Origin of the sequence: Streptococcus sp. DD12 (genome assembly GCF_001578885.1) — a bacterium.
Lineage (GTDB): Bacteria > Bacillota > Bacilli > Lactobacillales > Streptococcaceae > Streptococcus.
The window spans coordinates 972,388-996,891 of the sequence record NZ_KQ969495.1 but is presented as its reverse complement, the minus strand read 5'-3'; the positions used below and the strand labels follow the sequence as shown (position 1 = coordinate 996,891).

Below are 24,504 nucleotides of genomic sequence, written 5' to 3'. Positions count from 1 at the left end.
AGAAAAAGGGGATAACCATGACATTCACACCAAAAAGTGAAAAAATCGATATCGATGCCGTACGCAAAGAGTCACAATTAACCGGCCAAGCCTTGGCAAACAAAGAGGCGCGTGACCGTGAACTGGAAGCTATCATCAAAGGAGAAGATGACCGTCTGCTCTTGGTGATTGGCCCTTGTTCATCTGACAATGAAGAAGCTGTCTTGGACTATGCCCACCGTTTGGCCAAATTACAAGAAGCTGTCAAAGACCGGATTTTCATCGTCATGCGGGTTTACACCGCCAAACCACGGACCAATGGTGATGGTTACAAGGGACTGATGCACCAACCAGATACCCAACAAGCACCAAGCTTGATCAATGGGATTAAGGCTGTGCGTAACTTGCACTACCGTGTGATCACTGAAACAGGGATGACAACGGCTGATGAGATGCTGTATCCAGAAAACCTGCACTTGGTTGATGATTTGGTGTCTTACATCGCTGTGGGGGCACGTTCTGTTGAAAACCAACAACACCGTTTTGTCGCTTCAGGGATTGATGTGCCAACAGGGTTGAAAAACCCAACTTCTGGTAATCTGAATGTGATGTTTAATGGGATTTATGCGGCTCAAAATGAGCAGAATTTCCTGTTCAACAACGAAGAAGTTGAAACATCAGGCAATCCTTTGGCCCATGCTATCTTGCGTGGTGCAGTCAACGAACATGGGGAGAATGTTCCAAATTTCTACTATGAAAATATTTTAGAAGCGATTGCCCACTATGAAAAAATGGGGCTTAAGAACCCATTCATCATCATTGACACCAACCATGATAACTCTGGTAAGCAATACATGGAACAAATCCGTATCATTCGTCAAACCTTGATTAACCGTGACTGGAACGAAAAAATCAAGCAGACGGTACGTGGTTTCATGATTGAGTCTTACCTAGAAGACGGTCGCCAAGATGAACCCCTTGTCTATGGAAAATCTATCACCGACCCATGCTTAGGTTGGGACAAGACCCAAACATTGATTGAAGATATTTACGAAACGTTAGGAAAATAAGATGGCGATTCACGAACAAGGACTTCCCTTGGATATCCAGGAAGTGAAAGCTTACTCCAAACTCTCTGGACAGGCTTTGGCAACTAAAGAAGCGCGGGACAAAGAGTTGGCGGCTATTATCCGTGGTGAGGATGACCGCTTGCTTTTGGTCATCGGCCCTTGCTCTTCGGATAACGAAGAAGCTGTTTTGGATTATGCTCACCGTTTGGCGGCCTTGCAGGAAGCTGTTAAGGATAAAATTTTTATCGTCATGCGGGTTTACACAGCCAAACCACGGACCAATGGGGATGGCTACAAGGGCTTGGTTCACCAGCCAGACACCTCCAAACACCCAGATTTGATTAATGGCATCAAGGCTGTTCGTCACTTGCACTACCGCGTGATTACAGAGACGGGCTTGACAACGGCAGATGAAATGCTCTACCCTTCAAACCTTCGCTTGGTGGATGACCTTGTGTCCTACCACGCAGTAGGTGCACGCTCTGTCGAGGACCAGGAACACCGCTTTGTCGCTTCTGGATTAGATGCCCCAACTGGGATGAAAAACCCCACTTCAGGGAATCTCAATATTATGTTTAATGCCATTTATGCGGCACAAAACAAACAACATTTTATCTACAATAATTCAGAGGTGAAAACCGACGGGAACCCATTGGCTCATGCCATCTTACGGGGAGCTCTGGACGAATATGGGGTTAATCAGCCTAATTATTATTACGATAAAGTCGTACGTGCCATTGCTAGCTATAAGCAAATGGGCTTAGAAAATCCCTTCATCGTCATTGATACCAACCATGACAACTCTGGGAAAAACTACCTGGAACAGGTTAGAATTGTACGGCAGACCTTGATTAACCGTGACTGGAACGAGGACATCAAAAAGGCTGTGCGTGGCTTTATGATTGAGTCTTATCTCGAAGACGGTCGTCAAGATGAACCGGTAATTTACGGGAAATCCATCACCGACCCTTGTCTCGGTTGGGACAAGACCAAGGCCATGATTGAAGACATTTATCAACAATTATAGAAAGGAGTGAGTGGACTCGTCAGACCAACTGACAGGTTCACTCACTTTTCATCAGGTATGATTAGAGGACATGGGATTGATTTGCAGGCCATTTCAGCTATCGCTAAAGCTCAAGACAAGCACCCGCGTTTTGCCCAGCGGGTCTTGACTCCTGCTGAGTTAGCCGTTTTTCAGCAAAAACCGAGACAGGCTCAACTGACCTATCTGGCAGGACGGTGGGCGGCCAAGGAGGCTTTTTCAAAAGCCTTAGGAACTGGCATTGGAAAAACAGTAGGTTTTCAAGACCTAGAGGTTTTGTCGGATAGCAAGGGGGCTCCTTACTTTTCACGTTTGCCTTATGACGGGAAAGCTTTTGTGTCGATTAGCCATAGCGGAGATTTTGTGCAAGCCAGTGTCATCTTAGAGGAGGATGTATGATTCCAAGTTTACACCGCCCCACGCAAGTGGTGGTAGAAACCGATAAAATCCGAGAAAATATTGCGACCATTCAGGCGCATTTGCCCAAAAAGACGCAGACTTTTGCGGTTGTTAAGGCCAATGCCTATGGGCATGGGGCCCAGGAAGTCGCACAAGCTGTTGAGGATCAAGTAGATGCTTTTTGCGTTTCTAATCTGGATGAAGCCTTGGAATTACGGACAGCTGGGATTGCGCAGGATATTCTCATTCTAGGGGTGGTCATGCCGGATAATCTCCGATTGGCAAGGGCCTATCGCATCACCCTAACAGTGGCTAGCTTAGAATGGTTGGACCAAGCTCAAGCTTTTGCTAAGGATTTGCGTGGTCTTCAAGTTCACCTCAAGGTCGACTCAGGTATGGGGCGGATTGGTTTTCGTGATGCCGAAAGTCTCAACAAGGCCATGACAGCTTTAGAAGCGGCAGGTTGTGAAGTGGCTGGTATTTTCACCCATTTTGCCACGGCTGATGAAGCAGATGTTAGCTTTTTTGAGCAGCAGTTGACCCGATTTAAGACTATTCTAGCCGACCTAGACAAGCTTCCTCCCCTCATCCACAGTAGTAATTCAGCAACTAGTCTTTGGCATGCTGACACGGTTTTTAATGCTGTGCGGTTAGGGGCCGCCATGTACGGTATCAACCCAAGTGGTCAAGCCCTAGACCTGCCCTATCCCTTAGAGCCTGCCCTGAGCATTACCAGCGAATTGGTACACGTCAAAGAGGTGCCAGCGGGTAGCCAGGTAGGCTATGGGGCGACTTATGTCAGCTTGTTTGACGAAGTGATTGGGACCTTACCCATTGGTTATGCGGATGGCTATACCAGAGATATGCAAGACTTTTATGTGCTGGTCGATGGGCATTTTTGCCCTGTGGTTGGCCGGGTCTCCATGGACCAGATTACCATTCGCTTGCCCAAAGTTTACCCTATCGGGACACGGGTTACCCTTTTAGGGACAGATGGGGCTAACCAAATTACAGCGACAGATATTGCGGCCTATCGGCAGACCATCAACTATGAAGTCTTATGCTTGCTGAGTGACCGCATCCCAAGGGTTTACCGTTAGGAGGCTTATGCAGTTACAAGATTCTCTAACGGTTCTCAAGGGGGTAGGGCCAAAAAGTGCAGAGGCCTACACCAAATTAGGCCTCTTTACCCTTGAAGACCTTCTGACTTATTACCCTTTTCGTTATGAAGATTTTTCGCAAAAGTCTGTGGCCGATTTGGGTGATGAGGAAAAGGCGGTTGTGACAGGGCGGGTTGTGACCCCACCCCAGGTGCAATATTATGGCCGAGCGCGCAATCGGCTATCCTTTAAAATCAAACAAGCAGATCTGGTGATCAATGTTAGCTTTTTCAATCAGCCCTATTTACAGGATAAGATTCAGCTAGATGAGGAGGTGGCCATTTTTGGAAAATGGCAGGCGGCTAAAGCCTCGCTAGTGGGAATGAAAGTCTTAGCTCAAGTGACTGACGACATGCAACCGGTTTACCATCTGGCTAAGGGTATTAGTCAACAAAAATTGGTTGGCATGATTCGCACGGCTTTTGAGGCTGGCTATTTGGCGCTTGTACCAGAAAATCTGCCTTCGCCTCTCCTAGAGCGTTACCGCCTAGTCGACCGGCAAACAGCTATTCACGATATGCATTTTCCAGCTGACCAAGCCAGCTATAAGGCTGCCCTACGCCGGGTCAAGTTTGAGGAATTGTTTTACTTCCAAATGCAACTGGCTCAGCTCAAGGGGCAAGAGATGGCTGTTCCAGGCATTCAAGAAAACTATGATCTTGAGCAATTGAATGCCAAAAAAGCCCAGCTTCCTTTTGCTTTGACAGCCGCACAGGAAAACAGTTTGTCAGAGATTTTAGCGGATATGGCTTCTTTTCGCCATATGAACCGTCTTTTGCAAGGGGACGTGGGTTCTGGAAAGACTGTCGTGGCTAGTCTAGCCATGTATGCCAGCTATACGGCGGGCTATCAATCGGCCCTCATGGTCCCGACAGAAATCTTGGCTGAGCAGCATTATGAGAGTTTGCAAGGTCTTTTTCCAGACCTGTCCATTGCCCTTTTGACATCGGGGATGAAAACCGCTGTCAAAAAAGCAGCCCTTGATGCCATTGCCTCTGGGCAAGTGGACATGATTGTGGGGACTCATGCCCTCATTCAAGAAGGTGTTGTTTACCAGCGTTTGGGACTAGTCATCACAGACGAACAGCACCGCTTTGGCGTTAAGCAACGTCAGGCCTTTCGTGAAAAGGGCGACAATCCCGACGTCTTGATGATGACAGCAACCCCAATCCCCAGAACCTTAGCCATCACTGCTTTTGGGGAGATGGATGTTTCTGTGATTGACCAGTTGCCGGCGGGGCGTAAGCCCATTGTCACCCGCTGGGTCAAACACCAGCAGTTGGAGACAGTTTTGGATTGGGTCCAAGGGCAAGTCAAGGAAGGGGCTCAGGTCTACGTTGTTTCTCCTTTGATTGAAGAGTCAGAAGCGCTAGATTTGAAAAATGCCATGGCGCTCAAAGAGGAATTAAGCACCTATTTTGGGCCGTCCATTCGTCTGGACTTGATGCATGGTCGGATGAAAAACGACGAAAAAGAGGCGGTCATGACCGCTTTCAAAGCCCACGAACTAGATGTTTTGGTCTCCACAACCGTTATTGAGGTTGGTGTCAATGTGCCGAATGCCAGTATTATGCTGATTATGGATGCGGACCGCTTTGGTTTGAGCCAACTCCACCAGTTACGTGGCCGTGTCGGTCGGGGAGACAAGCAGTCTTATGCGATTTTGGTGGCCAATCCTAAAACAGATTCAGGCAAACGCCGCATGCAAATCATGACGGAAACGACCAATGGCTTTGTTTTAGCAGAAGAAGATTTGAAAATGCGAGGGACGGGTGAAGTTTTTGGTGTCCGTCAGTCTGGCATCCCTGAGTTTCGGACGGTTGATTTGGTTCAGGATTTTGCCATCGTTGAGGAGGCGCGAAAGGTCGCCCAAGAGATTGCGGCTATCCCAGATTGGCAAGAAACTGCCCCCTGGTCACTGGTAACCAATTTTCTGTCAAGGCCAGACCATCTGGACTAAAGCGCTCCCTCTTTCTAGGCCTTTCAAACAAAAAACGAGATGGGAGTTCAAAAATATGGGGCTATCAAGCGCATTGCGTGTGATGATGCCTGATTTTTTTAGAAGGAATTAGAGCTAACCTAGACAAGATGGCGTCAGCTGGGGGCTCTTTTCTTTTTGCCCTTGCTTAAGTCATCTGGCTTGAAAATATGATACAATAGTAAGGCTATGGGAATGGACTTTAATCACACAACAGTACTTTTAAAAGAAACGGTGGATGCCTTGGCGGTAAAGCCAGACGGTATCTATGTTGACGCCACCTTAGGTGGGGCAGGACACAGCGCTTACCTCTTATCTCAACTGGGAGAAGGGGGGCACCTTTATTGTTTCGACCAGGATATGACGGCTATTGCCAATGCTCAGCAACGCTTGGTTGAGGCAGTTGATAAGGGACAGGTGACCTTTATTCATGCCAATTTTAGAGACCTAACCACTGCTTTGGCGCAAGAAGGCGTCTCACAAATTGATGGGATTCTTTATGATTTAGGGGTGTCTAGCCCTCAGTTAGACAGACAAGAAAGAGGGTTTTCTTATAAGCTGGAGGCCCCTCTAGACATGCGGATGAACCAAGACCAAGCCCTGACCGCTTATGATGTGGTCAATACCTATAGTTACCACGATTTGGTCACAATTTTCTTTCGTTATGGGGAAGACCCCTTTGCAAAGCAGGTCGCACGACGCATTGAAAAAGCCCGTGAGATTAAGCCGATTGAAACAACGACAGAATTAGCCGAGCTCATTAAATCCGCTAAACCAGCCAAGGCTTTACGCAAAAAAGGGCATCCCGCCAAACAAATTTTCCAAGCCATTCGCATTGCGGTCAACGATGAATTGGGGGCGGCTGAGGATTCCTTGGAACAGGCGCTGGACCTTTTGACGGTTGATGGGCGTTGTGCGGTGATTACTTTTCATTCTTTAGAAGACCGCCTGACCAAACAGTTGTTTAAAGAGAAATCTACGGTGGATGTTCCAAAGGGTCTCCCATTTATCCCAGAGGACATGCAGCCTCATTACCGTTTGGTGAATCGGAAACCGATTTTACCGTCTGCATCAGAACTAGCAGCCAATAATCGGGCACATTCTGCCAAGTTGCGGGTGATTGAAAGGGTAAAAGACGATGGCCAAAGAAATTAGAAGAGAACGGGAACAATTAACCCAAAAAGCTGTTGCACGCCATGTGCACCGCTTTACACGCTTGGAATTGGCCTTTTATGGCACCATTATTTTGACAGCGATTGTCATGGCTGTATCGACGATCTACCTGCAAAGCCGTAGCCAGCAAGTCCAGCAACGCATCACCAAACTGAATGCAGATATCAGTGATGGCCAGACCCGTTATGAAAATGCCAAGCAACAAGTCAACGAATTATCAGCCTATGACCGCATCGCTCAGATAGCGCAAGAGGCTGGGTTGACCATTTCCAACGATAATATCAAGAAAGTCGAGTAGGGTATGTGAAAAATCTCAGAGAACGCCTTCTCCGCTATATCTTAAGCGGACGAAAAACGCCTCGTGGCAATCGAGAACGGGTCGGCCAGAATCTCATGATTTTAGCGGTTGTTCTGTTTTTCGTTTTTATTATCAACTTTATTATCATTATTGGGACGGATAGCAAATTTGGGGAAAACCTATCCGCAGGTGCCAAGGCAGTCTATCAAACACGCCAGACCCTGCAAGCCAAACGTGGGACGATTTATGACCGCGATGGCAATGTGATTGCCGAAGATTCGACCACCTACAGTGTCTATGCTGTCATTGATAAGACCTACAAGGACGCGACAGGTAAGAAGTTATTTGTCCAAGAGTCCCAGTACGATAAGGTTGCTGAAATTTTCAACCAGCTATTAGGCATGGATACGGCTTATGTTAAGAGCCAATTGCAGCAACAAAAGTTAAAACAAGTCTCCTTTGGAACGCAGGGGACGGGCCTTAGTTATACGACTATGACCGCAGTGCAAAAAGCGGCGAAAGAAGCAGGAATCGAGGGCATCAACTTTACCACGACGCCTGGACGCTCTTACCCAAATGGGGTTTTTGCCTCCCACTTTATCGGCCTGGCCCAATTGCACGAAAACAAGGACGGCACGTCTAGTTTGCAGGGAAGTACGGGTCTGGAGTCTTCGCTAAATAGCATCTTGTCTGGGACGGATGGTACCATTGTTTATGAAAAGGACAAAAATGGGAACACGCTCTTAGGAACCGGGACGGTGACCAAAAAAGCCGTCAATGGGAAAGACGTTTACACCACCTTGTCAGCGCCCTTGCAAACTTACCTAGAGACGCAAATGGATGCCTTTCAAGCTCAGGCCAATGGGGTCTTAGCGGCAGCGACTGTGGTCAATGCTAAAACAGGGGAAATCCTTGCCACCACTCAGCGGCCGACCTTCAATGCGTCAACGCTAGATGGCATGACCGCCCAAAACTTTACCTGGACGACGGCCCTTTATCAGGGCATGTACGAGCCAGGGTCTACCATGAAGACCATGCTTTTGGCTTCGGCTATTGATAATGGCACCTTTAACCCCAACGAAACCTACACCAACAACGGGGTGACGGTCTACGATACCACCATCAATGACTGGACGGTCAATGAGGGGCGTGATGCGCAAACCTTGACCTTTGCCCAAGGTTTCTCCCTGTCGAGTAACGTGGGGATGACCCTCTTGGAGCAAAAAATGGGGAACAGCAAGTGGAGTTCCTATCTTGAGAAATTCAAATTTGGCTTCCCGACACGTTTTGGGATGTCCAATGAAGATTCTGGTAGTATCTCTGATAATGCCGTCAACGTGATTATGTCAGCTTTTGGGCAAGGGATTTCAGTCACTCAGGTTCAAATGCTGCGTGCCTTTGGGGCTATCGCCAACAACGGCGTCATGCTAGAACCACAATTTATTTCAAAACTCTATGACCCCAATACTTCGACCACACGGGTAGCCAGCTCAGAAGTTGTCGGAAACCCCGTTTCGGCTGATGCAGCCAGTCAAACCCGTAACTATATGGTCAATGTTGGAACCGACCCTTATTATGGGACACTTTATGCCAAAGGGGCACCCGTTATTCAGGTTGGTGATTTATCTGTCGCGGTCAAGTCAGGGACAGCCCAGATTGCCGGCGATGGCGGCTATTTAACCGGCGCTCATGATTATGTCTATTCTGTTGTTGCCATGGTTCCGTCAGATAATCCTGACTTTGTGATGTACGTCACCATTCAACAGCCTGAAAATTTCCAAATTAGTTTTTATGCGACCGTTGTTAACCCTGTCTTAACTGAAGCAGAGCAGATGAAAGATAGCCTGATGGCCACGCCAACCGCAACCAGCGAAAGTAAGGGAGAGACCAGCTATGAAATCGGAAATGTCATTGGCAAGGCCCCAGGTGAAGTGGCACAGACGCTTCGGAACAATCTGATTCATCCAGTCATCGTCGGTAACGGTAGCAAGATTGCTAAAATCTCTGTCGGTCAAAAGGATAAATTGTCTGCCAACCAGCAAGTCTTGTTGCTAACGGACCAGGTGACAACCGTGCCAGATATGTATGGTTGGACCAAGGAAAATGTCAAGACCTTCGCCAAATGGCACAATCTCAAAGTGAGTTTCAAGGGGAGTAGCAATGGACGTGTCACTGCTCAGGACAAGGACACTACGACCAAGCTCAAAGATACCAAGAAAATCACAGTTACTTTAGGAGAATAAAATGATAATGTTTAGCTTGGCAGGTCTAACTGCCTTTATCCTCACCTTAGTGGGCGTTCCGGTATTTATGCGTTGGTATCGTCGAGCGCATATTTCAGGTCAGCAGATGCACGAAGATGTAAAGCAGCACCAAGCCAAGGCTGGAACACCGACCATGGGTGGGACAGTTTTCCTGCTGGCCATGGTGGTGGTGACCTTGATTTATTCTTTCTTGGTGCAAACCCTCCACGGCGGTATTTGGGCCATGGTTTCCGTTCTTCTCATTTACGGCCTGATTGGCTTTTGGGATGACTTTGTCAAAATTTTTCGCCAAAAGAATGAAGGATTGACCCCTATACAAAAATTCAGTCTTCAAGTGGTCGGTGCGCTCTTCTTTTATTTCTTGCATGTCCGTCCGAGTGGCATTGATAGCATTAACTTTTTTGGGATTGCCATTCATTTGGGAATCTTCTACCTCCTATTTGTCGTCTTTTGGCTGGTTGGTTTTTCAAATGCGGTCAATTTGACTGATGGGATTGATGGCCTGGCAACCATTTCGGTGGTTATCAGCCTGGTGGCCTATGCTTTGATTGCTGTCAAGGAACAAAATTTTGATGTCTTGTTAATGATTGCCGCAGCTATCGGCGCCTTGCTCGCCTTCTTTGTCTTCAACCACAAACCCGCCAAAATTTTCATGGGAGACGTGGGCAGTCTAGCCCTGGGGGCGCTTTTAGCAGCCATTTCAATTTCCCTCCATCGGGAGTGGACCTTGCTCTTGGTTGGGCTAGTCTACATTTTGGAAACAGCTTCTGTCATGCTTCAGGTGCTCTACTTCAAATGGACCAAAAAGCGGTATGGAGAAGGGCGTCGCATTTTCCGTATGACCCCTTTGCACCATCACTTTGAGCTGGGTGGTTTCACTGGACATGGAAAAACATGGTCCGAGTGGCAGGTAGACGGCCTCTTTTGGACAGTCAATGCGATTGGTAGTGTTCTGGCCCTTTTGATTGTCTTTCTCAAATAAAAGGACACAAACAAGCCCTGTCGCTGCCTAACAGCTAGGACTTGTTTTCTTTTGGAAACCGCAATTGCCCCAAAACACTCTTGTCGCACCTTCAAAGAATCGAGACTATTATGAAATTTACAGAATTTACGTTAAAACCTTACCTTCAGGAGGCCCTTCAAGCGATTGGCTTTAAGGAAGCAACCCCTGTTCAGGAAAAACTTATTCCCCTTGTCCTGTCTGGACGCGATTTGGTGGGGGAATCAAAAACAGGGTCTGGTAAGACCCATACCTTTTTGCTGCCGATCTTTGAGCAATTAGACCCTACTATCGAGGCTGTTCAGGCAGTTATTACGGCCCCTAGTCGCGAATTGGCCCGTCAGATTTCTGAAGCGGCCTTACAATTGGCTCAGTTTTCGCCACAACCCTTGCGCATCATGACCTTGGTCGGAGGGACAGATAAGCAACGCCAACAAGCAAAGATTGACCAACAGCAACCCCATTTAGTCATTGGGACACCTGGCCGTATTTATGATATGGTGGCTTCAGGACACCTAGCCATCCACACGGCAAAAACTTTGGTCATTGACGAGGCAGATATGACCTTGGACATGGGCTTTTTGACGACTGTGGATAAAATCGCTGCCCGTTTGGGGAAAGACGTGCAAATCCTTGTCTTTTCAGCGACCATTCCGCAAAAACTTCAACCTTTCTTGAAAAAATACCTGCAGTCGCCTGTGATGGAAAAAATCAAGAACCAGACGGTTATTTCTGATACGATTGACAACTGGCTGATTTCAACCAAGGGTCAGAATAAGAACCAGCTCATCCTAGAAATGACCAAGGCCTTGCAACCTTATCTGGCCATGATTTTTGTTAACACGAAAGAGCGCGCGGATGACTTGCACCAATTCCTCCTGGCTAATGGCCTCAAGGTAGCTAAGCTCCATGGGGGAATTAGCCCTCGGGAACGTAAACGCATCATGGGACAAATTAAAAAATTGGATTATCCTTATATCGTTGCGACAGATTTGGCAGCCCGTGGTATCGATATCGAGGGGGTTAGCCATGTCATCAACGATGCTATTCCGCAGGACTTGTCCTTTTTTGTCCACCGGGTGGGTCGTACAGGGCGCAATGGCCTGTCTGGAACTGCCATTACCCTTTACCAGCCAAGTGATGACTCAGATATTCGAGAGTTGGAAAAGTTAGGCATCAGTTTTGTGCCAAAACAGCTCAAAAATGGGGAATTTAGCGATACTTATGACCGTGACCGTCGGGAAAATCGTGAAAAGGGCTACAAAAAGCTGGACACTGAAATGATTGGCCTCGTGAAGAAGAAAAAGAAAAAAATCAAACCAGGCTATAAAAAGAAAATCCAATGGAAAGTGGACGAAAAACGACGTAAGGAACGGCGTGCTGAAAACCGTGCCAGAGGACGGGCAGAACGAAAAGCCAAACGTCAAAGTTTTTAAGTTGATAAAAAAGACCTATCACAGTGATAGAAAGAAGCTAATGGTCTTTTTTTTTTACCCGTGATATACTAGTCCAATAATATGAGGAGTATGCTATGAAAAAGTTTAAACACTTATTATTGGCTCTAGTTTTGGGCTTGAGCTTTGTGACGGGGCAGCGTGTCTTGGCAGCGCAAACCACAGTGACTGTCGCAACCGATTCGGACACCGCCCCTTTTACCTATAAGGAAAAAAATAGTTTTAAGGGTTATGATATTGACGTTCTTAAGGCAGTTTTTAAGGGGTCAAAAGACTACAAGCTTTCCTTTCAGACGGTTGGTTTTTCATCCATCCTAACAGGTGTGGATGCAGGGCGCTATCAGATTGCGGCCAACGACTACAACTATAACGATGAGCGGGCTAAGAAATACCTCTTTTCTGATCCGGTATCCAAGTCCCACTATGCCATTGTCTCAAAGAAAGGGACCTCATATGCGAGTTTGGATGACTTGGCCGGCAAGACTACCGAAGCCATGGCAGGCTCCAACTACGCACAGGTTTTAGAAAATTACAACAAAGACCATAGCGATAAGCCAATTACCATCAACTATGTATCCAGTCAAACCGGTTTAACCTCACGTTTGCAGAATATTGAAAGTGGTAAGATTGATTTTATCCTCTATGACCAGATTTCTTCAGCTTACGTTGTCAAGGATCAAAAACTTCAGCTGACAGTCACCAAACTAAAAGACCAGCTAGATGATGATGACAAAGCTGGCAAGGAATACTTCCTTTTTGCTAATAGCAAAGAGGGGAAAGCCTTGCAAAAATTTGTTAACAAGCGTCTGAAGGCCTTGAAAGCGGATGGCACATTGAAGAAAATTAGCCAAAAGTATTTTGGTGGTGACTACGTTACCGAGCTTAACTAAGGGGGACTGACATGACGATATATTTAGCGGCATCTTGGTATGATAATTTTTTAAAGTTAATTCCAGATGGTACAAGTTTTAGCTGGCGGGCTGTCTTTGATGCTTTTCCGAGTATTTTAGAACGCTTACCCATCACACTAGGGTTAACGCTAGGTGGTGCCTTCTTTGGTCTGATTTTAGCCTTGTTTTTTGCCATCGTTAAAATCAATCGTGTGCGCATCCTCTATCCCATCCAGGCAGTATTTGTTTCTTTCCTGAGGGGAACGCCTATCTTGGTACAACTGATGTTAACCTACTACGGGATTCCCTTAGTACTCAACATCATCAACCGTAAGTATAACTTGAATCTCAATATCAACGGTATCCCAGCATCTGTCTTTGCCATCACGGCCTTTGCTTTCAATGAAGCCGCCTACACCAGTGAAACCATTCGCGCTGCGATCTTGTCAGTTGACCCTGGTGAAATTGAAGCGGCGCGTGCCCTAGGGATGACCAATGCCCAAGTCTACCGTCGAGTGATTATTCCTAATGCAGCAGTAGTCGCAGTACCGACTTTGATTAATACTTTGATTGGTTTGACCAAGGGGACATCATTGGCCTTTAGTGCAGGTATCGTTGAAATGTTCGCTCAAGCCCAAATTTTGGGTGGTGCTGACTACCGCTACTTTGAACGCTACATCGCCGTTGCCTTGATTTATTGGGCAATCAGCGTCATTATTGAAAATATTGGTCGCTTGATTGAAAAGAAAATGGATATCACCGAATCACCAGATATTAGTGAAGACATTGCGGCAGAAGGAGGAATCAAATAATGATTAGTATTCGTCATTTGAGCAAAACATTTTCTGGGCAAACGGTTTTGAATGATTTAAACTTGGAAATTGAAAAAGGGGAAGTGATTGCACTGGTTGGCGCTTCCGGTGCCGGAAAGTCAACTTTCTTGCGCAGTCTCAACTATTTGGAACAGCCTGATTCAGGAGAGTTGACCCTAGATGGTGATTTTACTGTCGATTTTGCGACCATTAGTCAAGATGACATTTTGACGCTCCGACGCAAGCTATCCATGGTGTTTCAACAGTTCAACCTCTTTAGTCGGCGGACAGCTTTGGAAAATGTGAAAGAGGGCCTAAAAGTCGTCAAGCATCTGTCAGATGATGAAGCGACCAAGATTGCCCGCAATGAATTAGCCAAAGTTGGTCTGGCTGATCGTGAAAACCATTACCCACGCCATCTATCTGGGGGGCAAAAACAACGGGTGGCTTTGGCACGGGCATTGGCCATGAAACCAGAAGTACTGTTGTTGGATGAACCCACCTCTGCGCTTGACCCAGAGCTGGTTGGAGAAGTTGAAGCCTCTATCGTCCGGTCCGCCAGAGCAGGCCAAACCATGATTTTGGTCAGCCACGATATGAGTTTTGTCCGTCAAGTCTCTGACCGAGTGCTCTTTTTGGACAAGGGACACATCATCGAAGAGGGCACACCGGACGAAATTTTCAACCATCCAAAGAACGAACGAACAAAAGAATTTTTCGCCAGTTACAAAAAAACCTTTATCTGATATAATAAGAGAAAGACGAGAGGCTGGTAAATCTACCTGCCTCTCCTTATTTGACAAATGGTGCAGGCAAAGGGGAAGGCATGGCAGATTTATTTCGATTTTATATCTTAGGCTTAGCGTTAGCAGCTGTTTTTGGTCTCGCTTCTAGTATCATCTGGTTACTTTTTCGGGTGGTGAGGCGCAAGGATCGCTTGGCCGTTCAGCGACGGTCATTTCTTTATGATCTCTTGATGATCAATTTGGTCACCATTCCGGTCGCCTCCTTTGCCTTTGCGGCCCTTGTGATTATGTTGCAAGCATAATCACAAGGATTTTGACACCTTTGCGTTATAATAAGCCTATGATTTTTGCCTAATGAGGAGGAAAAGCATGTTTGATACATTAGTTATTGGTTCTGGCCCTGCTGGGATGACAGCAGCTCTCTATGCGGCTCGCGCTAACCTTAAAGTTGGTTTGATTGAACAAGGGGCTCCTGGCGGACAGATGAACAATACCTCAGAGATTGAAAATTACCCAGGCTATGAAATGATTTCTGGACCAGAGTTGGCGATGAATATGTATGAACCATTGGAAAAATTCGGTGTTGAACATATTTATGGCATTGTTCAGGAGGTTCAAGACCACGGCTCTATTAAAATTGTCCGGACAGAAGAGGAAGCCTACCAAGCTAAAACCGTTATTTTAGCAACAGGGGCTTACCACCGTCTGCTAGGTGTTCCTGGTGAAGAGACCTACAATAGCCGAGGCGTTTCTTATTGTGCTGTCTGTGATGGGGCTTTCTTTAGAGATCAAGATTTGGCTGTTGTCGGTGGCGGGGATTCTGCCGTCGAAGAAGCGATCTACTTGACCCAGTTTGCCAAAAGTGTCACCATTATCCATCGCCGTGATGAATTGCGGGCGCAAAAAATTCTGCAAGATCGTGCCTTTAAAAACCCTAAAATTAAATTTCTTTGGGACAGTGTCGTTGAAGAAATTAAAGGGGACGATGTTAAGGTGCAAGAACTGGTCGTCAAAAATGTGAAAACGGGTGAAAGTGAAAACCATGCTTTCGGCGGCGTCTTTATTTATGTCGGTCTCATTCCTGTTTCACAGATGGTCAGCCAACTGGGTGTAACCGATGCAGAGGGCTGGGTGAAGACAGATGACAGCATGCAAACCAGCATCCCAGGCCTTTTTGCGGTGGGTGATATTCGCCAAAAAGAACTGCGTCAAATTGCGACAGCTGTCGGTGACGGCGCGCAAGCGGGTGTGGGTGTTTACCAATATTTACAAAATCATTAAACTCTAGGGCAACTGTTTTTTTCAGTTGCTTTTTTTTCAAATCATGATATAATGAAAGCGTTGAAAGGTTAGTAGACGTTGACTTGTTAACCTTTTCACAATAGGTTCAAAGCATAGCTTTGAAAAAATATTTTTTTGATTTTCATAAGGAGGAAATCACGAATGGTAGTTAAAGTTGGTATTAACGGTTTCGGTCGTATCGGACGTCTTGCATTCCGTCGTATCCAAAATGTTGAAGGTGTAGAAGTAACTCGTATCAACGACCTTACTGACCCAGTAATGCTTGCACACTTGTTGAAATACGATACTACACAAGGACGTTTTGACGGAACTGTTGAAGTTAAAGAAGGCGGATTCGAAGTTAACGGCAAATTCGTTAAAGTTTCTGCTGAACGTGACCCAGAACAAATCGACTGGGCTACTGACGGTGTAGAAATCGTTCTTGAAGCAACTGGTTTCTTTGCTAAGAAAGAAGCAGCTGAAAAACACCTTAAAGGTGGCGCTAAGAAAGTTGTTATCACTGCTCCTGGTGGAAACGACGTTAAAACAATCGTATTTAACACAAACCACGAAACACTTGACGGAACTGAAACAGTTATCTCAGGTGCTTCATGTACTACTAACTGTTTGGCACCAATGGCTAAAGCTTTGCAAGACAACTTTGGTGTTAAACAAGGTTTGATGACAACTATCCACGCTTACACTGGTGACCAAATGATCCTTGACGGACCACACCGTGGTGGTGACTTGCGTCGTGCCCGTGCTGGTGCTGCAAACATCGTTCCTAACTCAACTGGTGCTGCTAAAGCTATCGGTTTGGTTATCCCTGAATTGAACGGTAAACTTGACGGTGCTGCACAACGTGTTCCAGTTCCAACTGGATCAGTTACTGAGTTGGTAACTATTCTTGAAAAAGAAGTTACTGTTGACGAAGTAAACGCTGCAATGAAAGCTGCTGCTAACGAATCTTACGGATACACTGAAGACCCAATCGTATCTTCAGATATCGTAGGTATCTCATTTGGTTCATTGTTTGACGCAACTCAAACAAAAGTTCAAACAGTTGACGGTCAACAATTGGTTAAAACTGTTTCTTGGTACGACAACGAAATGTCTTACACATCTCAATTGGTTCGTACACTTGAATACTTTGCAAAAATCGCTAAATAATTTTTGCTAAATGAAAAGGTTCAAGCTCTGCTTGGGCCTTTTTGCTTGCTCCATTTCATGATGCTATGTCTTAGCCTTGGCATTTTGGCTTTTCCATGGCTATCTTTGTGACTTCTTTCGCATTTAAACTATGGAAATTAAGGCTTTTATGCTATAATGGAAGCGTATAATAATTTAAAAGGAGTCTGACTAATGGCTAAATTGACTGTTAAAGACGTTGACTTGAAAGGGAAAAAAGTTCTCGTTCGTGTTGACTTCAACGTACCTGTAAAAGACGGCGTGATTACCAACGACAACCGTATCACTGCTGCGCTTCCAACGATCAAGTACATCCTTGAACAAGGTGGACGTGCAATCCTCTTCTCTCACCTTGGACGTGTGAAAGAAGAAGCTGACAAAGAAGGCAAATCATTGGCTCCTGTAGCCGCAGACTTGGCTGCTAAATTGGGTCAAGAAGTTGCCTTCATCCCTGGCGTGACGCGTGGTGCTGAATTGGAAGCAGCCATCAACGCTTTGGAAGACGGCCAAGTCCTTTTGGTTGAAAACACACGTTTTGAAGACGTTGACGGTAAAAAAGAGTCTAAGAACGACGAAGAACTTGGTAAATACTGGGCTTCTCTTGGAGATGGTATCTTTGTAAACGATGCTTTTGGTACTGCTCACCGTGCGCATGCCTCTAACGTTGGTATCTCAGCAAACGTAGACAAAGCTGTTGCTGGATTCCTTCTTGAAAACGAAATTGCTTACATCCAAGAAGCTGTTGAAGCTCCAGAACGTCCATTCGTGGCTATTCTCGGTGGTTCTAAAGTATCTGACAAGATTGGTGTTATCGAAAACTTGCTTAAAAAAGCTGATAAAGTCCTTATCGGTGGTGGGATGACTTATACTTTCTACAAAGCGCAAGGAATCGAAATCGGTAACTCACTTGTCGAAGAAGACAAATTGGATGTGGCAAAAGATTTGCTTGAAAAATCAAACGGTAAATTGATCTTGCCAGTTGACTCAAAAGAAGCCAATGCCTTTGCTGACTACACTGAAGTGAAAGACACTGAAGGTGAAGCTGTTGACCCAGGTTTCCTTGGTCTTGATATCGGTCCAAAATCTATCGCTAAATTTGACCAAGAATTGACTGGTGCAAAAACAGTTGTTTGGAACGGACCAATGGGAGTCTTTGAAAACCCTGACTTCCAAGCTGGTACAATCGGTGTCATGGACGCTATTGTGAAACAACCAGGCGTGAAATCAATCATCGGTGGTGGTGACTCAGCTGCTGCAGCGATCAACCTTGGACGTGCAGACAAGTTCTCATGGATCTCTACTGGCGGAGGCGCTTCAATGGAGCTTCTCGAAGGTAAAGTATTGCCAGGTTTGGCTGCATTGACTGAAAAATAAGTCCTGGGCTTACCCATAGGACTAGAAAAAGGCATCGTAGGATGCCTTTTTTTGTGCTTGCTGAGCGGACCAGTCTTGTCAGGAAAGTCGTTGAACTTGCTTTGCTTATAGGGTCAAAAGGGAACGGTCAGTTTACAGGAAAAACGCAAACCGGTATTCTCAGTAGGCTTGTCACAGAAAACTTGTCACATCCCCTTTTCCTGTTGACGGTTTTTTGATAGAATAGCTAGGACTGACGACAGAAATTGAGGCCCTATGTTTAAACACGTTAACTTTAGATTTCATCCTGAAAAATTTCGACTGGGTATGCGAACCTTTAAGACGGGGTTGGCTGTTTTCTTGGTCTTAGCCCTGTTTGCCCTCTTTGGTTGGAAAGGGACACAGATTGGAACCTTGACCGCTGTTTTTTCCCTTAGAGAAGATTTTGATAAGAGTATTCATTTTGGCTCATCTCGTATTTTTGCCAACAGCATCGGAGGGGCCCTAAGCCTGCTATTTTTCTTGGTGAATGATTTTTTCAACTACAATGTTTGGGTGACCTTGTTGATGGTCCCTTTGTTGACAATGTTGACCATTATGATTAATGTGGCTTTTGACAATAAATCGGGAATTATCGGAGGCGTTGCGGCTCTCTTGATTATTTGCTTGTCTATTCCGCATGGGGAACAAATTACCTATGTCTTTGCCCGAGTTTTTGAGACCTTTGTTGGCGTTTTTATTGCCATTTTGGTCAATGCTGATGTGGATAGGCTGCGTCAATGGCTGAAAAGATAAGAAACCTAGAGCACTTGTTAGCCGAAAATCCTTCCCCAATCATAGGCTAAAAAAAAGTCTCCACCTTATGAGAAGCAAATGCTCTCGCAAACGTGGAGGCTCTTTTTAGTGGCTTTAAACTTCTTGCCCGTCGTATTTGAAAATGACATGTGAAAATTCTTCATAGCCATCTTTGTTTGCCATGAAGGCCTGGGCTTCTTGCTTAACAGCTTGTAGGTCGATACCTTGGTCGTTGGCTGCAAAGACACAACCACAGTAACATTGGCGATAGATGTCGTATTCATCAGACATTTCGACGGAGCGTCGGTAGCCTTGGTTTTTCTTTAAGTCACTCGGTAGGTATTGGGTAGCATAGAGTTTTTGCACCTCAATTCCGATGGAATTGATGACTTGGGCGTTTTTGTGCGGGCTGATGGTCAAGGCAGACCCGAAATAGTCAAAGCCCCATTCGACGGCTTGGGCGGCTGTTTTATCGAGGCGATAGTCAAAACAAACACTACAGCGGTCGCCACCTTCGGGTTCATTTTCCAAGCCATGAACCAGTTTTCGGTATTCGCTGGCATTGTAGGGGGCGGACATAAAAGCGACCGAATTGCCTGTTTTTTCGTTAAAATCAGACACAAACTTTTGGGTGACGTACTCGCGACGCTCGTACTCGATTTTGGGGTGAATGTTGGAATTGGCAAAGTAGATGGTCACATCACAATACTGGGTCAGATATTCCAAGGTATAGGTCGAACAAGGGGCACAGCAGACATGCATGAGTACTTTAGGGCGCACATCGGCCTTTTGCCATTGCTTGACCATTTGTTGCATGACACGGTCGTAATTGATTTTTTGGTTGGGGTTCATCTTGGCTAAGATGTCTTCGATGTCAATCATGAGCTTTCCTTTATAACGTTTTTCTACCAGTTTACCACAGAAGACCAGGCTTGGCTAGCCTTGCCAGTTCCTCTTTTTGGGCTAAAATGTTACAATAGATACACTAATGAAGGATGTGACGCAATGGCAAAACAAGTGAATCTTACAGGAGAAGAAGTGGTCGAGTTAACCCAGGCCTATCTGAGTGACAGTGATGTGGCTTTGGTGCAAGAGGCGCTGGACTATGCTCGAGAAGCCCACTCAGGACAATTTCGGAAATCTGGTGAGCCCTATATTATTCACCCGATTCAAGTAGCAGGGATTTTGGCAGGCTTGCACTTGGATGCGGTCACGGTGGCCTGCGGTTTCTTGCATGATGTGGTCGAAGATACCGATGCAACCTTGGATGACCTGGAAAAGAAGTTTGGGACCAATGTGCGAGATATTGTTGACGGTGTGACCAAACTGGGAAAAGTGACCTACAAATCCCACGAGGAACAATTGGCAGAAAACCATCAAAAGATGCTGATGGCCATGTCCAAAGATATTCGGGTTATCTTGGTCAAACTAGCGGACCGTCTGCACAATATGCGGACGCTCAAGCACTTGCGCAAGGATAAGCAAGAGCGAATTTCCCGTGAGACCATGGAAATTTATGCTCCCTTGGCTCATCGTTTGGGGATTTCTGCTATCAAGTGGGAACTTGAAGACTTGGCTTTTCGTTACCTGAATCCTGCGGAATTTTATAAGATTTCGCAAATGATGCATGAAAAGCGCCAAGAGCGTGAAGCTCTGGTAGATGAGATTATCAGTAAGCTGAAGACTTACACGAGCGAGCAGGGGCTAGACGGTAAGATTTACGGGCGGCCTAAACATATCTACTCCATCTATCGCAAGATGAAAAAGAAAAACAAGCGCTTTGATCAGATTTATGATTTGATTGCAGTGCGTTGTATCATGGAGACGCAGAGTGATGTCTATGCCATGCTGGGCTATATTCATGAACTCTGGCGGCCTATGCCAGGGCGTTTCAAGGACTATATTGCCAATCCCAAGTCTAATGGCTACCAATCCATCCATACGACTGTTTATGGACCAAAGGGGCCCATCGAATTTCAGATTCGAACGCAAGATATGCATGAGGTGGCCGAATACGGGGTTGCCGCTCACTGGGCCTATAAAAAAGGCATGACTGGTAAGGTCACAGACAAGGAATCGCAACTGAGCATGGAGTGGATTCGAGAGCTGGCTGACCTTCAAGATGCGTCTCATGGCGATGCGCAAGAATTTGTTGATGCGGTTAAGGAAGATATCTTCTCAGAGCGAGTCTATGTTTTTACCCCTAACGGAGAAGTCTGCGAGTTGCCAAAAGGGTCTGTGCCAATTGATTTTGCCTATGCCGTGCACACACAAATTGGTGAGCGGGCGACTGGGGCTAAGGTCAACGGCCGCATGGTTCCTCTGACAACGAAACTTAAGACTGGTGATGTGGTCGAAATCATCACCAATAGCAATTCTTTTGGGCCTAGCCGTGACTGGATTACCATTGTTAAAACCAGTAAGGCCCGCAATAAAATCCGTCAATTCTTCAAAAATCAAGACAAGGAACTCTCCATCAGCAAGGGGCGTGAACTTTTGGTTGACACCTTCCAAGAACACGGTTTTGTAGCCAACCAATACTTAGACAAACGCCATATGGATGACTTGTTACCAAAGATGAGTTTGCGTACAGAGGAGGCGCTTTATGCGGCGGTTGGCTTTGGTGAAATTAATCCGATTACGGTTTTCAATCGCCTGACTGAAAAAGAACGTCGGGAACAAGAAAGGGCCAAGGCGAAAGAAGAAGCTGACAAGCTCATGAAAGGCGAGGTTAAGCACGATAACAAGCAGGTGCTTAAGGTTGCTAGTGATGGTGGTGTCGTTATCGAAGGGGCATCTGGGCTCTTGGTTCGGATTGCCAAGTGCTGTAGCCCGGTTCCTGGGGATGCCATAGAAGGCTATATCACCAAGGGGCGTGGGGTTGCTATTCATCGTGTGGATTGCCACAATATCAAGAGCCAAGATGGTTACGAACAACGCTTGATTGATGTTGCCTGGGCCGATAATGTGGCGCGTGACCGTGACTATATCGCTGAAATTGACATTTACGGTCTCAATCGTTCAGGCCTTTTAAATGACGTTCTTCAAATCGTCAGCAATGCGACAAAGAATATTTCCTCGGTCAATGCCCAACCGACTAAGGACATGAAATTTGCCAATATCCATCTGACTTTTGCGGTCCCTAATCTGACGACTCTGACCAGTCTTGTGGATAAGGTCAAGGTTATTCCGGATGTTTATTCGGTCAAGCGGACCAATGGATAGGAGACAGGCATGCGGATTGTGATACAGAGGGTTAAACAGGCGCAAGTCAGTGTCGAACAAGAAGTGATTGCAGCGATTGGGCAAGGACTCTTGCTCCTGGTGGGAGTTGGCCCTAAGGATACGGCTGAAGACGTGCATTATGCGGTCAATAAAATCCGGCAGATGCGGATTTTCAGCGACGAAGCGGGCAAGATGAACCGGTCAGCCGCAGATGTTTCGGCTAGCATTTTGTCCGTTTCTCAGTTTACCCTATTTGCTAACACCAAAAAAGGAAACCGCCCAAGCTTTACAGGGGCTGCCCCTGCACAAAAAGCTCAGGAACTTTACGAATTTTTCAATGAGGAACTTGCCCGTCATTTGCCAGTAGCAAGAGGACAGTTTGGCGCAGATATGCAAGTTTCCTTGGTCAATGATGGTCCAGTGACGATTATCCTGGACACCCAAGATAACGCATAAGATGGAAATGAGGTCGAGAATGGTTCGATTACAAGATGATTTTTACGAAGCAATCAATGGCGAATGGGCAAAAACAGCTGTTATCCCAGATGATAAGCCTGTCACGGGCGGGTTTATGGACTTAAATGACGGCATCGAAAAGCTCATGCTGGAGACGACAGATGCTTGGTTGGCTGGTCAAGGCGTGCCCGAAGATGGTATTTTAGAAAACTTTGTGGCCTTTCACCGGATGGTAGCGGATTATGACAAGCGTGAAGCTGACGGGGTCAAGCCGGCCTTGCCTTGGATTGAGGCTATTGCTGAACTGGACTCTTTTGAAGACTTTGTGCAAAAGATTGCACAGTTTGAAAAAGAGGGCAAGCCAAATGACCTGCCATTTTCAGTTGCCCCTGACTTTATGGATGCCCAAACCAATGTTTTGTGGGCTGAAGCGCCAAGTATCATCTTGCCTGATACGACTTACTATGAGGCGGACAATGAAAAAGGCCCTGAATTGCTAGCCTTATGGCGGCAGACTCAAGAAACCGTCTTAGGGCATTTTCCCTTTACCAAGGAACAAATCAAGGATATCTTGGATAAGGTCATTGCCTTGGACGCTCAACTCGCATCCTATGTTTTGTCCCGTGAAGAAGGGTCTGAATACGCAAAACTTTACCACCCCTATAGCTGGGATAAGTTTGTCGCTTTAGCGCCAGACCTGCCCCTCACCGCAATTTTTGAGGACATTTTAGGACAAGTTCCTGACAAGGTTATCGTCCCTGAAGAGCGGTTTTGGACAGAGTTTGCCAGTCTCTATTATTCGCCTAACAACTGGGAAGCACTCAAGGCTGGTCTTTTGTTAGCGGCCGCTAATAGCTTTACCTCTTATCTCACGGATGACCTGCGTGTTGAGGCTGGTGCCTACGGCCGTGCGCTTTCTGGGACACCACAAGCCATGGACAAGAGAAAGGCTGCCTACTATTTGGCTTCAGCGGACTTCAGTCAAGCACTGGGCCTGTGGTATGCGGATGAAAAATTCTCCCCAGAAGCCAAGGCAGATGTCGAAGCCAAGGTGGCAACCATGATTGATGTGTATAAGGAACGTTTGGCTAAGCGGGACTGGTTGCAAGAAGAGACTAGACAACAAGCTATCACAAAACTTAATGCCATCACAGCGCATATCGGCTACCCAGAGAAGTTGCCTGAAACCTATGCAAAGAAAATCGTTGACCCCAACAAGTCTTTGGTCGAAAATGCCATTGCCTTTGACCAGATTGCCATCGCGCATAGCTGGAGCAAGTGGAATCAACCCGTAGACCGCAGTGAATGGCATATGCCAGCCCATATGGTCAATGCTTACTATGACCCGCAACAAAATCAGATTGTCTTTCCAGCGGCAATCTTGCAAGCGCCTTTTTATGATTTACAGCAATCGTCTTCAGCCAACTATGGTGGGATTGGTGCTGTTATTGCCCATGAAATTTCGCATGCTTTTGATACCAATGGGGCCTCCTTTGACGAGAATGGTAGTCTGAAGGACTGGTGGACCAAAGAAGACTATGAAGCCTTCCAAGAGCGTACCGATCAGGTCGTGGCCCAATTTGATGGCTTGGATTCCTATGGCGCTAAGGTCAACGGGAAGCTGACGGTTTCTGAAAATGTGGCTGATTTGGGTGGTTTGGCTTGTGCTTTAGAAGCTGCTCAAAGAGAAGCAGATTATTCTGCTAAGGCTTACTTTGAAAGCTTTGCGACCATTTGGCGCATGAAGGCACGTCCTGAATACATGCAGATGTTGGCTAGTGTTGATGTGCATGCACCAGGAAAATTGCGGACCAATGTTCAAGTGCCGAACTTTGACGCCTTCATTGACGCCTTTGAGGTGAGTGAAGGTGATGGTATGTGGCGAAAACCAGAAGATCGTATCATCATTTGGTAAAAATTCCCAGGTCATTGCCTGTG

At 46.2% G+C, this 24,504-nt stretch carries 22 protein-coding genes; 21 read left to right on the top strand and 1 reads right to left on the bottom strand.

Annotation, left to right across the window (positions count from 1 at the left end; all coding sequences use genetic code 11):
- The first annotated feature begins 17 nt into the window (after positions 1-17).
- The 18 genes from STRDD12_RS04605 to STRDD12_RS04520 all read left to right on the top strand — a co-directional run bounded on the left by STRDD12_RS04605 (position 18) and on the right by STRDD12_RS04520 (position 18,885).
- Positions 18-1,049 carry a 3-deoxy-7-phosphoheptulonate synthase gene (locus tag STRDD12_RS04605; protein WP_066915593.1) on the top strand — a complete coding sequence of 344 codons (1,032 nt, stop codon included), beginning with the start codon at positions 18-20 and terminating at the stop codon, positions 1,047-1,049.
- A 1-nt stretch (position 1,050) separates the two neighbouring features.
- On the top strand, positions 1,051-2,076 hold the full coding sequence (locus STRDD12_RS04600) for a 3-deoxy-7-phosphoheptulonate synthase (RefSeq protein WP_066915591.1): 1,026 nt from the start codon (positions 1,051-1,053) through the stop codon (positions 2,074-2,076).
- 57 nt (positions 2,077-2,133) lie between these two features.
- The gene (gene acpS, locus STRDD12_RS04595) at positions 2,134-2,493 is read left to right on the top strand and encodes a holo-ACP synthase (RefSeq protein ID WP_066915588.1); all 360 of its coding nucleotides are present in this window, start codon (positions 2,134-2,136) and stop codon (positions 2,491-2,493) included.
- Positions 2,490-3,593: an alanine racemase gene (gene alr / locus STRDD12_RS04590; protein WP_066915587.1), complete on the top strand. Its 1,104-nt coding sequence runs from the start codon at positions 2,490-2,492 to the stop codon at positions 3,591-3,593. Before acpS ends, alr begins: the two co-directional genes overlap by 4 nt.
- A 7-nt stretch (positions 3,594-3,600) precedes the next feature.
- On the top strand, positions 3,601-5,613 hold the full coding sequence (gene recG / locus STRDD12_RS04585) for an ATP-dependent DNA helicase RecG (RefSeq protein ID WP_066915586.1): 2,013 nt from the start codon (positions 3,601-3,603) through the stop codon (positions 5,611-5,613).
- Positions 5,614-5,820: 207 nt separating this feature from the next.
- Positions 5,821-6,786 (top strand): 16S rRNA (cytosine(1402)-N(4))-methyltransferase RsmH, encoded by a 966-nt coding sequence (gene rsmH / locus STRDD12_RS04580; RefSeq protein ID WP_066915585.1) that lies wholly within the window; start codon positions 5,821-5,823, stop codon positions 6,784-6,786.
- Positions 6,770-7,102, top strand: a complete 333-nt coding sequence (gene ftsL / locus STRDD12_RS04575; RefSeq protein WP_066915584.1) for a cell division protein FtsL — start codon at positions 6,770-6,772, stop codon at positions 7,100-7,102. Before rsmH ends, ftsL begins: the two co-directional genes overlap by 17 nt.
- 5 nt (positions 7,103-7,107) lie before the next feature.
- On the top strand, positions 7,108-9,345 hold the full coding sequence (gene pbp2x / locus STRDD12_RS04570; protein ID WP_066915583.1) for a penicillin-binding protein PBP2X: 2,238 nt from the start codon (positions 7,108-7,110) through the stop codon (positions 9,343-9,345).
- Between the two features lies 1 nt (position 9,346).
- Positions 9,347-10,348, top strand: a complete 1,002-nt coding sequence (mraY, locus tag STRDD12_RS04565) for a phospho-N-acetylmuramoyl-pentapeptide-transferase (protein ID WP_066915581.1) — start codon at positions 9,347-9,349, stop codon at positions 10,346-10,348.
- A gap of 110 nt (positions 10,349-10,458) precedes the next feature.
- The gene (locus STRDD12_RS04560) at positions 10,459-11,802 is read left to right on the top strand and encodes a DEAD/DEAH box helicase (RefSeq protein ID WP_066915576.1); all 1,344 of its coding nucleotides are present in this window, start codon (positions 10,459-10,461) and stop codon (positions 11,800-11,802) included.
- Between the two features lie 95 nt (positions 11,803-11,897).
- On the top strand, positions 11,898-12,710 hold the full coding sequence (locus STRDD12_RS04555) for a transporter substrate-binding domain-containing protein (protein WP_066915571.1): 813 nt from the start codon (positions 11,898-11,900) through the stop codon (positions 12,708-12,710).
- A gap of 11 nt (positions 12,711-12,721) precedes the next feature.
- Positions 12,722-13,522 carry an amino acid ABC transporter permease gene (locus STRDD12_RS04550; RefSeq protein WP_066915570.1) on the top strand — a complete coding sequence of 267 codons (801 nt, stop codon included), beginning with the start codon at positions 12,722-12,724 and terminating at the stop codon, positions 13,520-13,522.
- Positions 13,522-14,268: an amino acid ABC transporter ATP-binding protein gene (locus STRDD12_RS04545; protein ID WP_066915569.1), complete on the top strand. Its 747-nt coding sequence runs from the start codon at positions 13,522-13,524 to the stop codon at positions 14,266-14,268. The genes STRDD12_RS04550 and STRDD12_RS04545 overlap by 1 nt, the downstream gene beginning before the upstream one ends.
- A gap of 80 nt (positions 14,269-14,348) precedes the next feature.
- Complete coding sequence (locus STRDD12_RS04540) at positions 14,349-14,570, top strand: DUF4059 family protein (RefSeq protein ID WP_066915568.1); 222 nt, start codon at positions 14,349-14,351, stop codon at positions 14,568-14,570.
- A gap of 67 nt (positions 14,571-14,637) precedes the next feature.
- Positions 14,638-15,549, top strand: coding sequence for a thioredoxin-disulfide reductase (gene trxB / locus STRDD12_RS04535; protein ID WP_066915566.1), 912 nt, complete (start codon positions 14,638-14,640; stop codon positions 15,547-15,549).
- 162 nt (positions 15,550-15,711) lie between these two features.
- Entirely contained in the window at positions 15,712-16,719 is a 1,008-nt protein-coding gene (gene gap / locus STRDD12_RS04530) for a type I glyceraldehyde-3-phosphate dehydrogenase (RefSeq protein ID WP_066915559.1), read from the top strand.
- A 192-nt stretch (positions 16,720-16,911) separates the two neighbouring features.
- A complete protein-coding gene (locus STRDD12_RS04525) occupies positions 16,912-18,111 on the top strand; it encodes a phosphoglycerate kinase (protein ID WP_066915557.1) in 1,200 nt (399 codons plus the stop codon).
- A 255-nt stretch (positions 18,112-18,366) separates the two neighbouring features.
- Positions 18,367-18,885: an FUSC family protein gene (locus STRDD12_RS04520; RefSeq protein ID WP_066915555.1), complete on the top strand. Its 519-nt coding sequence runs from the start codon at positions 18,367-18,369 to the stop codon at positions 18,883-18,885.
- Positions 18,886-18,999: 114 nt separating this feature from the next.
- Here the strand turns inward: STRDD12_RS04520 and STRDD12_RS04515 are convergent, their stop codons facing one another.
- Positions 19,000-19,767 (bottom strand): epoxyqueuosine reductase QueH, encoded by a 768-nt coding sequence (locus STRDD12_RS04515; protein ID WP_066915553.1) that lies wholly within the window; start codon positions 19,765-19,767, stop codon positions 19,000-19,002.
- Positions 19,768-19,890: 123 nt separating this feature from the next.
- On the opposite strand from STRDD12_RS04515, the gene STRDD12_RS04510 reads away from it, so the two are divergent.
- The 3 genes from STRDD12_RS04510 to STRDD12_RS04500 are packed head-to-tail and all read left to right on the top strand — an operon-like array spanning position 19,891 to position 24,481.
- Positions 19,891-22,110, top strand: coding sequence for a RelA/SpoT family protein (locus tag STRDD12_RS04510; RefSeq protein WP_066915549.1), 2,220 nt, complete (start codon positions 19,891-19,893; stop codon positions 22,108-22,110).
- A 9-nt stretch (positions 22,111-22,119) separates the two neighbouring features.
- On the top strand, positions 22,120-22,566 hold the full coding sequence (gene dtd / locus STRDD12_RS04505; protein ID WP_066915548.1) for a D-aminoacyl-tRNA deacylase: 447 nt from the start codon (positions 22,120-22,122) through the stop codon (positions 22,564-22,566).
- Between the two features lie 19 nt (positions 22,567-22,585).
- On the top strand, positions 22,586-24,481 hold the full coding sequence (locus tag STRDD12_RS04500; protein WP_066915547.1) for a M13 family metallopeptidase: 1,896 nt from the start codon (positions 22,586-22,588) through the stop codon (positions 24,479-24,481).
- Positions 24,482-24,504: the final 23 nt, after the last annotated feature.

Coding starts and splice junctions, on each gene's coding strand:
- STRDD12_RS04605 (WP_066915593.1), top strand. CDS start 18: ATGACATTCACACCAAAAAGTGAAAAAATCGATATCGATGCCGTACGC.
- STRDD12_RS04600 (WP_066915591.1), top strand. CDS start 1,051: ATGGCGATTCACGAACAAGGACTTCCCTTGGATATCCAGGAAGTGAAA.
- acpS (WP_066915588.1), top strand. CDS start 2,134: ATGATTAGAGGACATGGGATTGATTTGCAGGCCATTTCAGCTATCGCT.
- alr (WP_066915587.1), top strand. CDS start 2,490: ATGATTCCAAGTTTACACCGCCCCACGCAAGTGGTGGTAGAAACCGAT.
- recG (WP_066915586.1), top strand. CDS start 3,601: ATGCAGTTACAAGATTCTCTAACGGTTCTCAAGGGGGTAGGGCCAAAA.
- rsmH (WP_066915585.1), top strand. CDS start 5,821: ATGGGAATGGACTTTAATCACACAACAGTACTTTTAAAAGAAACGGTG.
- ftsL (WP_066915584.1), top strand. CDS start 6,770: ATGGCCAAAGAAATTAGAAGAGAACGGGAACAATTAACCCAAAAAGCT.
- mraY (WP_066915581.1), top strand. CDS start 9,347: ATGATAATGTTTAGCTTGGCAGGTCTAACTGCCTTTATCCTCACCTTA.
- STRDD12_RS04560 (WP_066915576.1), top strand. CDS start 10,459: ATGAAATTTACAGAATTTACGTTAAAACCTTACCTTCAGGAGGCCCTT.
- STRDD12_RS04555 (WP_066915571.1), top strand. CDS start 11,898: ATGAAAAAGTTTAAACACTTATTATTGGCTCTAGTTTTGGGCTTGAGC.
- STRDD12_RS04550 (WP_066915570.1), top strand. CDS start 12,722: ATGACGATATATTTAGCGGCATCTTGGTATGATAATTTTTTAAAGTTA.
- STRDD12_RS04545 (WP_066915569.1), top strand. CDS start 13,522: ATGATTAGTATTCGTCATTTGAGCAAAACATTTTCTGGGCAAACGGTT.
- STRDD12_RS04540 (WP_066915568.1), top strand. CDS start 14,349: ATGGCAGATTTATTTCGATTTTATATCTTAGGCTTAGCGTTAGCAGCT.
- trxB (WP_066915566.1), top strand. CDS start 14,638: ATGTTTGATACATTAGTTATTGGTTCTGGCCCTGCTGGGATGACAGCA.
- gap (WP_066915559.1), top strand. CDS start 15,712: ATGGTAGTTAAAGTTGGTATTAACGGTTTCGGTCGTATCGGACGTCTT.
- STRDD12_RS04525 (WP_066915557.1), top strand. CDS start 16,912: ATGGCTAAATTGACTGTTAAAGACGTTGACTTGAAAGGGAAAAAAGTT.
- STRDD12_RS04520 (WP_066915555.1), top strand. CDS start 18,367: ATGTTTAAACACGTTAACTTTAGATTTCATCCTGAAAAATTTCGACTG.
- STRDD12_RS04515 (WP_066915553.1), bottom strand. CDS start 19,767: ATGATTGACATCGAAGACATCTTAGCCAAGATGAACCCCAACCAAAAA.
- STRDD12_RS04510 (WP_066915549.1), top strand. CDS start 19,891: ATGGCAAAACAAGTGAATCTTACAGGAGAAGAAGTGGTCGAGTTAACC.
- dtd (WP_066915548.1), top strand. CDS start 22,120: ATGCGGATTGTGATACAGAGGGTTAAACAGGCGCAAGTCAGTGTCGAA.
- STRDD12_RS04500 (WP_066915547.1), top strand. CDS start 22,586: ATGGTTCGATTACAAGATGATTTTTACGAAGCAATCAATGGCGAATGG.